The sequence below is a fragment of the Virgisporangium aurantiacum genome (assembly GCF_016863635.1).
Taxonomy (GTDB): Bacteria; Actinomycetota; Actinomycetes; order Mycobacteriales; family Micromonosporaceae; genus Virgisporangium; species Virgisporangium aurantiacum.
Genome location: NZ_BOPG01000038.1, coordinates 1 through 14,584, shown reverse-complemented (window position 1 = coordinate 14,584; position 14,584 = coordinate 1). Strand labels below are relative to the sequence as shown.

9 protein-coding genes are annotated in these 14,584 nt (G+C 67.7%); 1 reads left to right on the top strand and 8 read right to left on the bottom strand.

Features of this window, described 5'->3' with window-relative positions; translation table 11 throughout:
- Nucleotides 1-208: 208 nt before the first annotated feature.
- The 5 genes from tuf to Vau01_RS30790 form a co-directional block, all read right to left on the bottom strand.
- Entirely contained in the window at nucleotides 209-1,402 is a 1,194-nt protein-coding gene (gene tuf / locus Vau01_RS30810; RefSeq protein ID WP_203999778.1) for an elongation factor Tu, read from the bottom strand.
- Nucleotides 1,403-1,508: 106 nt separating this feature from the next.
- Nucleotides 1,509-3,608 carry an elongation factor G gene (gene fusA / locus Vau01_RS30805; RefSeq protein WP_203999775.1) on the bottom strand — a complete coding sequence of 700 codons (2,100 nt, stop codon included), beginning with the start codon at nucleotides 3,606-3,608 and terminating at the stop codon, nucleotides 1,509-1,511.
- Between the two features lie 60 nt (nucleotides 3,609-3,668).
- On the bottom strand, nucleotides 3,669-4,139 hold the full coding sequence (gene rpsG / locus Vau01_RS30800; RefSeq protein WP_203925380.1) for a 30S ribosomal protein S7: 471 nt from the start codon (nucleotides 4,137-4,139) through the stop codon (nucleotides 3,669-3,671).
- Between the two features lies 1 nt (nucleotide 4,140).
- A complete protein-coding gene (gene rpsL, locus Vau01_RS30795) occupies nucleotides 4,141-4,515 on the bottom strand; it encodes a 30S ribosomal protein S12 (protein ID WP_203925381.1) in 375 nt (124 codons plus the stop codon).
- Between the two features lie 381 nt (nucleotides 4,516-4,896).
- Entirely contained in the window at nucleotides 4,897-5,478 is a 582-nt protein-coding gene (locus Vau01_RS30790) for a hypothetical protein (protein WP_239151979.1), read from the bottom strand.
- Between the two features lie 126 nt (nucleotides 5,479-5,604).
- On the opposite strand from Vau01_RS30790, the gene Vau01_RS30785 reads away from it, so the two are divergent.
- Nucleotides 5,605-7,455 (top strand): hypothetical protein, encoded by a 1,851-nt coding sequence (locus Vau01_RS30785; RefSeq protein WP_203999772.1) that lies wholly within the window; start codon nucleotides 5,605-5,607, stop codon nucleotides 7,453-7,455.
- On the opposite strand, the gene Vau01_RS30780 is transcribed toward Vau01_RS30785, so the two are convergent.
- The 3 genes from Vau01_RS30780 to rpoB all read right to left on the bottom strand — a co-directional run.
- Complete coding sequence (locus tag Vau01_RS30780) at nucleotides 7,456-7,830, bottom strand: hypothetical protein (RefSeq protein WP_203999769.1); 375 nt, start codon at nucleotides 7,828-7,830, stop codon at nucleotides 7,456-7,458.
- A gap of 91 nt (nucleotides 7,831-7,921) precedes the next feature.
- The gene (locus Vau01_RS30775) at nucleotides 7,922-11,809 is read right to left on the bottom strand and encodes a DNA-directed RNA polymerase subunit beta' (protein ID WP_203999767.1); all 3,888 of its coding nucleotides are present in this window, start codon (nucleotides 11,807-11,809) and stop codon (nucleotides 7,922-7,924) included.
- Between the two features lie 86 nt (nucleotides 11,810-11,895).
- A partial coding sequence (gene rpoB, locus Vau01_RS30770) for a DNA-directed RNA polymerase subunit beta (protein WP_203999764.1) occupies nucleotides 11,896-14,584 on the bottom strand: 2,689 nt, incomplete at its 5' end.

Below are 14,584 nucleotides of genomic sequence, written 5' to 3'. Positions count from 1 at the left end.
CAGTGGATGAACCCACGGGCGCGGCGCGCCCAGCCGCTGCGGTTCGGAACGCCCCGGCCCACTCGAACAGTGGTCCAGATCGGGCACCGCACGAAACGGCTGAGGACGCTGATACCCAGCAGCCCTCAGCCGCTCCGCAACGCAACCTGTCCAGTATGCCGTACCGGGCACCGATCCCAAAATCGGGGTCGATGCCCGGAACGCGGTACTACTTGATGATCTTGGTGACCCGGCCGGCGCCGACGGTGCGACCACCCTCGCGGATGGCGAAGCGCAGCTGCTCCTCCATCGCGATGGGCTGGATGAGCGCAACCGACATCGTGGTCGTGTCGCCCGGCATGACCATCTCGGTGCCCTCGGGGAGGGTCACCACGCCGGTCACGTCGGTGGTACGGAAGTAGAACTGCGGCCGGTAGTTCTGGAAGAACGGGGTGTGCCGGCCACCCTCCTCCTTCGAGAGGATGTAGACGGTCGCCTCGAAGTCGGTGTGCGGGGTGTTCGACCCCGGCTTCACCACGACCATGCCGCGCTCGACCTCTTCGCGCTTGATACCGCGAAGCAGCAGGCCGACGTTCTCTCCCGCGCGGGCGTCGTCCAGGGTCTTGCGGAACATCTCGATCGCGGTGACCTTGGTCTTGAGACCCTTGGGCTTGATGCCCACGATCTCGACGTCCTCGTTCGGGAGCAGAACACCACGCTCGACGCGGCCGGTGACGACCGTGCCGCGACCGGTGATCGTGAAGACGTCCTCGACGGGCATGAGGAACGGCTTCTCGGTCTCGCGCTCCGGCTGCGGGATAGCGGTGTCGACGGCGTTCATGAGCTCCATGAGCGCGTCACCCCACTTCTCGTCGCCCTCGAGCGCCTTCAGCGCCGAGACCCGCACGACCGGCAGGTCGTCACCCGGGTACTCCTGCGCCGACAGCAGCTCACGGACCTCGAGCTCGACCAGTTCGAGCAGTTCCTCGTCGTCGACCATGTCGCTCTTGTTGAGCGCCACGACGATGTAGGGAACGCCGACCTGGCGGGCCAGCAGCACGTGCTCGCGGGTCTGCGGCATCGGGCCGTCGGTCGCCGCTACCACCAGGATCGCGCCGTCCATCTGCGCGGCACCGGTGATCATGTTCTTGATGTAGTCGGCGTGACCGGGGCAGTCGACGTGTGCGTAGTGCCGCTGCTCGGTCTGGTACTCGACGTGCGCAATGGAGATCGTGATGCCGCGGGCCTTCTCCTCCGGCGCCTTGTCGATCTCGTCGAACGGCGTGTACGGGTTGAGGGCCGGCATCTTGTCGTGCAGCACCTTGGTGATCGCCGCGGTCAGCGTCGTCTTACCGTGGTCGATGTGACCGATGGTGCCGATGTTGACGTGCGGCTTAGTCCGCTCGAACTTCGCCTTCGCCACTGGTGTCCTCCTCAAGGACTTGCATGGAACGTATGCGACTTGGGTCTAACGGCCGGTGGCCTAGGCCCGGTACTTTCAGCAGTTCAATCCCGCTATGAAACGGACGTTACTCGCCCGTCGCCTTCGCGATGATCTCCTTCGCCACGTTCTGGGGAACCTCGGCGTAGGAGTCGAACTGCATCGTGTAGCTCGCCCGGCCCTGGGTCTTCGACCTCAGGTCGCCGACGTAGCCGAACATCTCCGACAGCGGCACCAGAGCGCGCACGACGCGGGCGCCGCTACGCTCCTCCATGGCCTGGATGGTGCCCCGGCGGGAGTTGAGGTCGCCGATGACGTCACCCATGTTGTCTTCGGGGGTGACGACCTCGACGCCCATCATCGGTTCGAGGAGCGCCGGGCTGGCCATCTTGGCCGCTTCCTTCAACACCATCGAACCAGCGATCTTGAATGCCATTTCGGACGAGTCGACCTCGTGGTACTGCCCGTCGAGCAGCGTCAACTTGACGCCGACCAGCGGGTAGCCGGCCAGGATGCCGTACTGCATCGCGTCCTGCGCACCGGCGTCGACCGAGGGGATGAACTCCTTCGGGATGCGACCGCCGGTGACCGAGTTGACGAACTCGTACGTCGGGCCGTCCGACGAGAGGTCCAGCGGCTCCAGGGTGACGACCACCTTGGCGTACTGGCCCGACCCACCGGTCTGCTTCTTGTGGACGTAGGTGACCTTCTCGACCGCCTTGCGGATGGTCTCGCGGTAGGCCACCTGCGGCTTGCCGATGTTCGCCTCGACGTTGAACTCGCGCCGCATGCGGTCGACCAGGATGTCGAGGTGCAGCTCGCCCATGCCGGCGATGACCGTCTGACCGGTCTCCTCGTCGAGGTGCACCCGGAACGTCGGGTCCTCCTCGGCGAGCCGCTGGATGGCGGTGCTCAGCTTCTCCTGGTCGGCCTTGCTCTTCGGCTCGATCGCGACCTGGATGACCGGCTCCGGGAACGTCATCGACTCCAGAATGACCGGGTGCTGCGGGTCGCAGAGCGTGTCACCGGTGGTGGTCTGCTTCAGACCCTGCACGGCGATGATGTCGCCGGCCTGGGCCGTCGACCGCTCCTCACGCTTGTTCGCGTGCATCTGGTAGATCTTGCCGATGCGCTCCTTGCGGTCCTTGGTGGAGTTGACCACCTGCGACCCGGAGTCGAGCTTGCCCGAGTAGATCCGCACGTAGGTGAGCTTGCCCAGGTGCTTGTCCGTCTGGATCTTGAAAGCCAGCGCGGAGAACGGCTCGCCCACCGCGGGCTTGCGCTGCAACGGCGTCTCGCCGTCGGTCGCCACGCCCTCGATCGCCGGGACGTCCAGCGGCGAGGGCAGGTAGTCGACGACCGCGTCGAGCATGGGCTGCACGCCCTTGTTCTTGAACGCCGAGCCGCACACCACCGGGTTCAGCTTGCCGTCGATCGTCGCCCGGCGGATGGCCTTCTTGATCTCGGCCTGCGACAGCTCCTCGCCGTCGAGGTACTTGACCATGATGTCGTCGTCGGCCTCGGACAGCGTCTCGAGGAGCTTCTCGCGCCACTCCGCGGCCTGCTCGACGAGGTCGGCCGGGATCTCCTCGACCGCGTAGTCCTCGCCCTTCTTCGTTTCGCCCCGCCAGGTGAGTGCACGCATGCCGACCAGATCGACAACGCCGATGTGGTCGGCCTCCAACCCGATCGGGATCTGCAGGACGAGCGTGGTGGCGTTGAGCCGCTCCTTCATCATCTGCACGCAACGGAAGTAGTCGGCACCGGTGCGGTCGAGCTTGTTGACGAAACACATCCGCGGGACGTGGTACTTGTCCGCCTGCCGCCACACGTTCTCGGTCTGCGGCTCCACGCCGGCAACCCCGTCGTAGACCGCCACCGCGCCGTCCAGAACCCGCAGCGACCGTTCCACCTCGACCGTGAAGTCGACGTGGCCGGGCGTGTCGATGATCTGGATCGTGTGGCCGTTCCACTCGCACTTGGTCGCGGCGGAAGTGATGGTGATGCCGCGCTCCTGCTCCTGCTCCATCCAGTCCATGACGGCCGCGCCCTCGTGAACCTCACCGATCTTGTACGTGATACCGGTGTAGAACAGGATGCGTTCGGTCGTCGTGGTCTTTCCGGCATCGATGTGCGCCATGATGCCGATGTTGCGGACCTTAGCGAGGGCGGCGTCTGCGGCTGCCACGGTGTTCCCTTCCTCGGGGGGATCACCCCCTGATCAACGCCGGCGGGGACGGCAGTCCCGTTACCAGCGGTAGTGCGCGAAGGCCTTGTTGGACTCGGCCATCTTGTGCGTGTCCTCACGCCGCTTGACGGCGGCGCCCAGACCGTTGCTCGCGTCGAGAAGCTCGTTCATCAGCCGCTCGATCATGGTCTTCTCGCGACGGGCGCGGGAGTACTGCACCAGCCAACGCAGGCCCAGCGTGACGGCCCGGGGCGGGCGCACCTCGACCGGCACCTGGTAGGTGGCGCCACCGACCCGGCGGCTACGCACCTCGAGGGTCGGCTTCACGTTGTCCATCGCACGCTTCAGGGTGACGACCGGGTCGGTGCTGGTCTTCTCCCGGCAGCCTTCCAGTGCGCTGTAGACGATGCGCTCCGCGAGCTGCCGCTTGCCGCCCAGCAGGATCTTGTTGATCAGCTGCGTGACCAGCGGCGAGTTGTACACCGGGTCGGCCACCAACGGGTGGCGCGGGGCTGGGCCCTTACGGGGCATGTCAGCTCTTCTCCTTCTTCGCGCCGTACCGGCTGCGAGCCTGCTTGCGGTTGCGCACACCCTGGGTGTCGAGCGACCCACGGATGATCTTGTAGCGGACGCCGGGAAGGTCCTTCACCCGACCGCCACGCACGAGCACGATCGAGTGCTCCTGCAGGTTGTGACCAACGCCGGGGATGTAGGCCGTGACCTCGAACCCGCTCATCAGCCGGACACGGGCAACCTTGCGCAGCGCCGAGTTCGGCTTCTTCGGCGTGGTGGTGTACACACGCGTGCACACACCTCGCCGCTGCGGGCACCCCTTCAGCGCCGGCGTCTTGCTCTTGCTGATCTTGGCCTTGCGGCCCTTGCGGACCAGCTGCTGGATGGTGGGCACCGGGTCTGCCTCTCCCTTCGGCCGTAATGGCCGGGCCGTCCTTGCTACGTCGTTCGAGTTATGTGGTCGTTCTTTGGGACATGTCTGCTGGTGGCCGGGTTCTCACCGACCCCCGCGGTCGGGCGTGTCGCCCGGGCGGCGCGCACGGAGCCGCGGACGGATTGCTGACCATTGGCGGGCACAGGTTCCGCATAGGGCCCCGATAGCCGCCTCGCCACCTCAGTGAGCGCCGGCGCGGGCGCACACAATCCGCCCAGCGAAGCCGGGCACGAAGAGAAAGAGTACCCACCGCAGGTACCCCGGTCAAAATCGGGGGCAGGATGAGCGACTTTCGATATCCAGAGTACCTGGCTGATCGCTCTTCGACACAGCGCTCGGCCGCTAAGCCGCGACCGTGGCCGCCAGGGCGATCAGCATGCCGCCGGCGGTGAGCACAACGCCGGTGCCGCCACAGACTATTCCGGAGATCGCCACCCCCCGGCCGGCGAACCGGCCCCGGGACGCCTTGATCAACCGGACGGCGACGAGCCCCAGACCGACCGCGGCGAGCCCCAGCAGACCCGCCAGGATCGCGAACGCGCCCGAAACGAGCACGCCCCACCCGTCGGGCCCGCCCACGATGCCGAAGCAGCCCACGGCCAGCGAGACCGCGATGGAGCCGATGCCGGCCACCAGGCTGCCGGTGGCCTGGCCGGAGAACGTCGGCGGGATCGAGCCGATGGCGAGCCCGAACTCGGTGCCGGGCACCGGCTCGACCCGCACCGGCCCGCCCCGGGTGTCGGGCCGTGGCTGCGGCCCCGGTGGCCGGGGTAGCGGCCCGGCCGGCCCGGGCGCGTAGTAGCCCGCGGGGGCACCCGGGTACTGCTGAACCGGCGGCAACAACTGAGGACCGGGCTGGGTACCCGGCTGACCCGTCGGCGGGCCACCGGGTGCGGCCCACTGCGGAGATCCGTGTTCGGCCATCGTCACACCACGATCTCGATGCGGTTCACCCGCCCATTGTGCCCGGACTCCTCCCAGCGTGGGGAGGTAAGGTCCGTCGGGGTCAATGGCAGCAGCACAGCAGCAACGGAAGGACCGCGGGCGCGCATGACAAGTACGCCTACCGACACGGCGCCCCGGACGTCCGAGGATGCGGCGGCGGGCGCACCCGCGTCCACGAAAGAAGGGAAACCGGCCGGGCGCTTCGCCCGGGCCCGGACCCTCGCGGCCCGGCGGCCCGATCTCGTGGCCGCCGTGGCCTTCCTGGCTCTCGCGCTGTGGACCTGCGGCGGCCTCTTCCTGAACCCGTTCGACCGGGTGTCGGCGCACAACCCGAACGACCAGATCTGGTTCGAGTGGCTGCTCGAACACGGCGCCTACACGGTGCGCCATCTGGAGAACCCGCTCTTCTCCACGCGCCAGAACTACCCCTTCGGTGTGAATCTGATGGCGAACACCTCGGTGCTCGGCATCTCGATCCCGCTGGCGCCGGTGACGATGGTGTTCGGCAGCGCGATCTCCTACTGGGTCTTCCTCGTCGGCGGCCTCGCCGGGACCGCGTACGCCTGCTACCACGTGTTCTCGCGGCATGTGGTCACCTCGCGGCTGGCGGCCTGGCTGGGCGGCGCGGTGATCGGCTTCGCGCCGGGGATCATCCACCACGCCAACGGCCAGCCGAACTTCTCCACGCACTTCCTGGTGCCGTTCCTGGTGCTCTACGCCGTGCGGCTGGGCCGCCCGGGATTCGTCGTGAAGGACGGCCTGGTGCTGGCCGGGCTCGTGGTCTGGCAGTTCTTCATCAACCAGGAGGTCCTGCTGATCACGGCGGTCGCGGCCGCCGTGCTCACGCTGGTGACGATCCGAGCCGCGTGGAAGCGCGGCCCGCGGATGCTCGGATCCCTGGCGATCGCCGGCGTGGTGGCGGGCGCCCTGCTGGTGTATCCGATGTGGTTCCAGTTCAAGGGGCCGCAGTCGTACCGCGGGCTGCCGTTCGAGTTCCACAGTTGGGGCGAGGACCTGGCCGCGTACGTCACGTTCTCGCGCGACACGCTCGCCGGCGACGACTATGTCGAGAAGCTCATCGGGGGCACCGAGCAGAACACCTGGTTCGGCTGGCCGCTGGTGCTGGTCGTGCTCGTGGCGGCGGTGCTCCTGTGGCGCCGGTCGCGGGTGGCGCGGATCGCGGCGATCACCGGCATCGTGTTCGTGATCGCCGGCATCGGTCCCGAGGTCGTGATCAACGGCAGGGAACGCGGCATCCCCGGGCCGTGGGCGCTGATCAGCAGCGGGCACGTGCCGGTGCTGGAACTGCTGCAGCCCACCCGGCTCACGATGGTGGTGATCGGCGTCGTCGGCCTGCTGGTGGCGCTGGCGTGGGACGCCCTGCGCGAGGTGAAACTGCCGCGCCGCCGGGCGCTGGGCATGTTCGCGATCGCCATGGCCCTGGTGCCGATCACGCCGTGGATCATGCCGACGATGGTGGCGCCCAAGGTGCCCGACTTCATCGTCGACGACTACTGGCGGGCCTACACGCCGCCGGGCTACACGGTGCTGCCGAGCCCGGTGCCGAACAACGCCGACGGCATCTGGACGCTGCGCTACAGCGCCGCCGGCCGGCAGGAGTTCCAGATCCCGCACGGGTACTTCATCGGCCCCGACGAGAACGGTCGCGGCTGGTACGGGCCGGTCTCCCGGCAGACGACGTTCTGGGTCAACCACGTCGCCAAGACCGGGCGGATCGACGGGCGGGACGACGACCTGATCGCACCGACCGACGAGATGAAGGTCGGCATGAAGCAGGACCTCATCTTCTGGAAGGTCGGCGTGATCGTGGTGGGTCCGCACGAGCACCAGCGGGAGCTGAAGATGCTGTGGGACCAGGTGCTCGGCCCGGGCAGGTACTCGCACGGCGCCTGGATCTGGGACGTCCGCTGGCTGACGGTGGCCGGCAACCGCTGACTAGTTCGTGTTGCTGAAGTCGACGCTCCCGGTCTGTGCCCACACGTACAGGGTCCGGATGATGACCACCACGATCGCGGCGATGCTGAGCACGATGCCGGCCCACGCGAGCTTGATGCCGCGCTGGTAGCGGCTGGTGCCGATCAGGTACCCGTTGGCGGCGTGCAGGTCGCGCCGCACCTCCGCGCCGAGGAGCAGCGCGATCGTTCCCGGAATGACGCCGCCGACGAACGGCCCGGTGATCACCGCGGCGATCCCGAGCAGGTAGACCGCGGTGGCCTTGGTCGACCGGACCGGATCGGGATCGGCGGGGTGCCGCAGCGCCGGCTGTGGGGCCGGCTGTGGGGCCTGCGGTTGCGCCTGGGCTTGGGTCACGGATCGACTTTAGCCCGGCGACTTCAGCCCGGACACGCGGAAGGGCGCCGCGGCATCGCTGCCGACGGCGCCCTCTCGCTTGTTGCCCTGACTACCGGAACGAACCGAGGTCGAAGTCATCCAGCGGAACGGCGTGCCCGCTGGCCGGCCCGAAGCCGTAGTCGGCCTCCGGGTACCCGGTCATCGAGTAGACCTTGGCCTTCGCCTCCTCGGTCGGCTCGACCCGCACGGCCCGGTACTTGTTGATACCGGTGCCGGCCGGGATGAGCTTGCCGATGATCACGTTCTCCTTGAGACCGATCAGCGAGTCGCTCCGGGCGTGGATCGCCGCGTCCGTGAGGACCCGGGTCGTCTCCTGGAACGACGCCGCCGACAGCCACGAGTCGGTCGCGAGCGATGCCTTGGTGATACCCATGAGCACCGGACGCCCGGCCGCCGGCTCGCCGCCCTCGGCGACCAGACGACGGTTCTCCGACTCGAACTGTGCCCGGTCGACCAGCAGGCCGGGCAGGAACTCGGTGGCACCCGAGTCGATGACCGTCACCCGCTTGAGCATCTGCCGGATGATGATCTCGATGTGCTTGTCGTGGATGAGCACACCCTGCGAGCGGTACACATCCTGGACCTCCTGGGTGAGGTGCACCTGCACCGCACGGGGGCCCAGCACGCGCAGCAGCTCGTGCGGGTTGATCGTGCCCTCGGTGAGCTTCTCACCGACCTCGACGCGCCCGCCGTCGTGCACCCGGAGGCGCACGCGCTTGGAGAGCTTGTCGTACACGATCTCGTCGCTGCCGTCGTCCGGAATGACGATGATCTTCCGGGACCGCTCGGCGTCTTCGATGCGGATCCGACCGGTCATCTCCGCGATCGGGGCCATGCCCTTCGGCACCCGGGCCTCGAAGATTTCCTGGACACGCGGCAGACCCTGGGTGATGTCCTCACCCGCGACACCACCGGTGTGGAAGGTACGCATCGTCAGCTGCGTGCCCGGCTCACCGATCGACTGGGCGGCGATGATGCCGACCGCCTCGCCGACGTCGACGGTCTTGCCGGTCGGCAGCGAACGGCCGTAGCAGGCCGCGCAGACGCCCAGCTTCGACTCGCACGTGAGGACGCTGCGCACCCGCACCGTCTCCACCCCGGCCGCGACGATCTTGTCGACCAGGATCGAGTTGAGGTCGGAGCCCCGCGTGACGACGACGTTGCCGCTCTGGTCCTTGATGTCGTCGGCGATCGTGCGGGCGTGCGTGCTGGTCTCGGCGTGCTCGTGCACGACGAGGTCCGCACCGCGGCGCTCCCCGATCGGCATCGGGATCGCGCGCTCGGTGCCGCAGTCCTCCTCGCGGATGATCACGTCCTGCGAGACGTCGACCAGACGCCGGGTCAGGTAACCCGAGTCGGCGGTACGCAGCGCGGTGTCGGCGAGACCCTTCCGGGCACCGTGCGTGGAGATGAAGTACTCCAGCACGGTGAGACCCTCGCGGAACGACGCCTTGATCGGCCGCGGGATGATCTCGCCCTTGGGGTTGGCCACCAGACCACGGATCGCCGAGATCTGCCGGAGCTGGAGCAGGTTACCGCGGGCACCCGAGTGGATCATCTTCCACAGCGGGCCCTCCTGCGGCAGGGCCGTCTCCATCTCCTTCGCGACCTCGTTCGTCGCCTTGGTCCAGACCTCGATGAGCTCGCCGCGACGTTCCTCGGCGGTCATCAGACCACGCTGGTACTGCTTGTCGATCCGCTCGGCTTCCTTCTCGTGCCGCTCCAGGATCGCCTTCTTGTTCGGCGGCTGGACGACATCCTCGATGCCGATCGTGACGCCCGACCAGGTCGCCCAGTGGAAACCGGCTTCCTTGAGGGCGTCGAGGGTGGCGGCCAGCGCCACCTTCGGGAACCGCTCGGCGAGGTCGTTGACGATCGCCGAGAGCTGACCCTTGCGGATCTCGTAGTTCACGTACCGGTACCCGCGCGGCAGGGTCTCGTTGAACAGCACCCGGCCGAGCGTCGTCTCGACCGTGGCCGTCTCGCCGACCTGCCACTCCTCGGGCTGCTCCCACGCCGGCTTGCCGGCGCCGTTGTCGACACCGACCAGGTCGTGCAGCCGGATCCGGACCGTGGCCTGCAGGTGCAGCTCGCCGTTGTCGAACGCCATCCGGGCCTCCGCGTCGGACGCGAACACGCGCCCTTCGCCCTGCACCCCGTCGCGCTGGTGAGTGAGGTGGTAGAGGCCGATGACCATGTCCTGGGTGGGCATGGTGACCGGCTTGCCGTCGGCCGGCTTGAGGATGTTGTTGCTCGACAGCATGAGGATCCGGGCCTCGGCCTGTGCCTCGGCCGACAGCGGCACGTGGACCGCCATCTGGTCACCGTCGAAGTCGGCGTTGAACGCCGTGCAGACGAGCGGGTGGATCTGGATCGCCTTGCCCTCGACCAGCTGCGGCTCGAACGCCTGGATGCCCAGCCGGTGCAGGGTCGGTGCGCGGTTGAGCAGCACCGGGTGCTCGGCGATGACCTCTTCCAGCACGTCCCACACGACCGGGCGCTGGCGCTCGACCATGCGCTTGGCCGACTTGATGTTCTGGGCGTGGTTGAGGTCGACCAGCCGCTTCATCACGAACGGCTTGAAGAGCTCCAGCGCCATCTGCTTGGGTAGGCCGCACTGGTGCAGCTTCAGCTGCGGGCCGACGACGATCACGGACCGGCCGGAGTAGTCGACGCGCTTGCCGAGCAGGTTCTGGCGGAACCGGCCCTGCTTGCCCTTGAGCATGTCGCTGAGCGACTTCAGCGGCCGGTTACCGGGACCGGTGACCGGGCGCCCGCGGCGGCCGTTGTCGAACAGCGCGTCGACGGCCTCCTGGAGCATCCGCTTCTCGTTGTTGACGATGATCTCGGGCGCGCCGAGGTCGATCAGCCGCTTGAGGCGGTTGTTCCGGTTGATCACGCGGCGGTACAGGTCGTTCAGGTCGCTGGTCGCGAAGCGGCCACCGTCGAGCTGCACCATCGGGCGCAGGTCCGGCGGGATGACCGGGACGCAGTCCAGCACCATGCCCAGCGGCGAGTTCTGGGTGTTGAGGAACGCCGCCACGACCTTGAGGCGCTTCAGGGCGCGGATCTTCCGCTGCCCCTTGCCGCTGCGGATCGTCTCGCGCAGCAGCTCGGCCTCGTCGTCGAGATCGAGGTTCTCCAGCAGGGCCTTGATCGCCTCGGCACCCATGCCGCCGGTGAAGTGCCCACCGAACCGGTCGCGCAGCTCGCGGTACAGCAGCTCGTCGGTGACCAGCTGCTTCTTGTCGAGCTTGCGGAAGGTGTCGAGCACCTCGTCGAGACGATCGATCTCGCGCTGCGCGCGGTCACGGATCTGGCGCATCTCGCGCTCGCCGGACTCCTTGACCTTGCGGCGCACGTCGCTCTTCGCGCCCTCGGCCTCGAGCTCGGCGAGGTCGGTCTCCAGCTTCTTCGCGCGCTTGTCGATCTCGGCGTCACGGGCGTTCTCGGCCTGGCGCTTCTCCGCCGCGATCTCGCTCTCGATCGTCGGCATGTCGCGCTGCCGCGCCTCGGTGTCGACGCTGGTGATCACGTACGACGCGAAGTAGATGATCTTCTCGAGGTCCTTCGGCGCCAGGTCGAGCAGGTAGCCGAGGCGGCTCGGGACGCCCTTGAAGTACCAGATGTGCGTGACGGACGCGGCCAGCTCGATGTGGCCCATCCGCTCACGGCGCACCTTGGCACGGGTCACCTCGACGCCGCACCGCTCGCAGATGATGCCCTTGAAGCGGACGCGCTTGTACTTGCCGCAGTAGCACTCCCAGTCGCGGGTGGGACCGAAGATCTTCTCGCAGAAGAGCCCGTCCTTCTCCGGCTTCAGGGTGCGGTAGTTGATGGTTTCCGGCTTCTTCACTTCACCGTGCGACCACTGGCGGATGTCGTCAGCCGTCGCCAGGCCAATTCGCAGCTCGTCAAAGAAGTTGACGTCGAGCACTCTGTATTCCTTACTGCGCGTCGCAAGTCGCGGTACAAGCCTGACCAGGTGCGGTTCCGGGGGCCGAGACCCCCGGAACCGTCTGCCTAGACCTCTTCAACGCTGCTCGGCTCCCGGCGGGAGAGATCGATACCAAGTTCCTCCGCCGCGCGGAACACCTCGTCGTCGGTCTCGCGCATTTCCAGCGCGACACCGTCGCTGCTCAGAACCTCCACGTTGAGGCAGAGGCTCTGCAGTTCCTTCAGCAGGACCTTGAACGACTCCGGGATGCCCGGTTCGGGGATGTTCTCGCCCTTGACGATGGCCTCGTACACCTTCACGCGGCCGAGCACGTCGTCGGACTTGATCGTCAGCAGTTCCTGCAGCGCGTAGGCCGCGCCGTAGGCCTGCATGGCCCAGCACTCCATCTCGCCGAACCGCTGACCACCGAACTGCGCCTTACCACCCAGCGGCTGCTGCGTGATCATCGAGTACGGGCCGGTCGACCGCGCGTGGATCTTGTCGTCGACCAGGTGGTTCAACTTCAGGATGTAGATGTAGCCGACCGCGATCGGGTCTGGGAACGGCTCCCCGGAACGACCGTCGTACAGCTGCGCCTTACCGGACGACCCGACCAGCCGCTGACCGTCGCGGTTCGGCAGCGTCGAGGCGAGCAGACCGGTGATCTCCTCTTCCTTGGCGCCGTCGAAGACCGGCGTAGCCACGTTGCTGTCGGGCGGCGACTGGTCGGCGCCGATCGACTGCAGCGAGCGGTGCCAATCCTCGTCGCCCTCGACCTGCCAGCCCGTCTTCGCCACCCAGCCCAGGTGTGTCTCCAGCACCTGACCGACGTTCATCCGGCTCGGCACGCCGAGCGGGTTGAGCACGATGTCGACCGGGGTCCCGTCAGCGAGGAACGGCATGTCCTCGGCCGGCAGGATCTTGGCGATGACGCCCTTGTTGCCGTGCCGGCCGGCGAGCTTGTCGCCGTCCTGGATCTTCCGCTTCTGGGCCACGTAGACGCGGACCAGCTCGTTGACGCCGGGCGACAGCTCGTCGCCGTCGTCGCGGCTGAACGTGCGGACCCCGATCACCGTGCCGGTCTCACCGTGCGGCACCTTGAGGCTGGTGTCGCGGACCTCGCGGGCCTTCTCACCGAAGATCGCCCGCAGCAGGCGCTCTTCGGGGGTCAGCTCGGTTTCGCCCTTGGGCGTGACCTTGCCGACCAGGATGTCGCCGGTGACGACCTCGGCACCGATCCGGATGATGCCGCGCTCGTCGAGGTCGGCGAGCATTTCCTCGCTGACGTTCGGGATGTCGCGGGTGATCTCTTCCGGACCCAGCTTGGTGTCGCGGGCGTCGACCTCGTGCTCCGAGATGTGGATCGAGGTCAGGACGTCGTTCTGCACCAGCCGCTGGCTGAGGATGATCGCGTCTTCGTAGTTGTGGCCCTCCCAGCACATGAACGCGACCAGCAGGTTGCGTCCGAGCGCCATCTCGCCCTCGTCGGTGCAGGGACCGTCGGCGATGACCTGGCCGGCCTCGACGCGGTCGCCCTCGAAGACGACCGGCTTCTGGTTGACGCAGGAGCCGGCGTTGGAGCGGCGGAACTTGTGCAGGAGGTAGGTGCGACGGTGGCCGTCGTCCTGGTGCACCGTCACGTAGTCGGCGCACAGGTCTTCGACCACGCCACCGGCCTCGGCGACCACGACGTCACCCGCGTCGACCGCGGCCCGGTACTCCATACCGGTACCGACCAGCGGCGACTCGGCCTTGACCAGCGGCACCGCCTGGCGCTGCATGTTCGCGCCCATGAGTGCCCGGTTGGCGTCGTCGTGCTCGAGGAACGGGATCATGGCGGTCGCGACCGACACCATCTGGCGCGGCGAGACGTCCATGTAGTCGACGTCGTCGCCGGCGACGTTGTCGACCTCACCGCCCTTCCGGCGGACCAGGACCCGCGACTCGGCGAAGCTGCCGTCGCTCATCAGCGGCGCGTTGGCCTGCGCCTTGATGTACCGGTCTTCCTCGTCGGCGGTCAGGTAGTCGATCTGGTCGGTGACCTTGCCGTCGACGACCTTGCGGTACGGCGTCTCGATGAACCCGAACGGGTTGACCCGTCCGAAGGTCGAGAGCGCACCGATGAGGCCGATGTTCGGGCCTTCCGGGGTCTCGATCGGGCACATCCGGCCGTAGTGCGACGGGTGCACGTCACGGACCTCGAAGCCGGCCCGCTCGCGGGACAGACCACCCGGGCCGAGCGCGCTCAGGCGCCGGCGGTGGGTGAGACCCGCCAGAGGGTTGGTCTGGTCCATGAACTGCGACAGCTGCGACGTGCCGAAGAACTCCTTGATCGCCGCCACCACGGGACGGATGTTGATCAGGGTCTGCGGCGTGATCGCCTCGACGTCCTGCGTCGTCATGCGCTCGCGGACGACGCGCTCCATCCGGGACAGGCCCACGCGGACCTGGTTCTGGATGAGCTCGCCGACCGTGCGCAGACGCCGGTTGCCGAAGTGGTCGATGTCGTCGGCCTCGTAGCCGTCTTCACCGGCGTGCAGCCGGCAGAGGTACTCGACCGTGGCGACGATGTCGTCTTCGGAGAGGACGCCCGTCGTGATCGGGACGTCGACCTCCAACTTCTTGTTGATCTTGTAACGCCCGACCTTGGCTACGTCGTACCGCTTCGGGTTGAAGAAGAGGTTGTCGAGCAGGGTCTGGGCGTTCTCACGCGTCGGCGGCTCGCCAGGGCGCAGCTTGCGATAAATATCGAGCAGCGCCTCGTCCTGGCCGGCG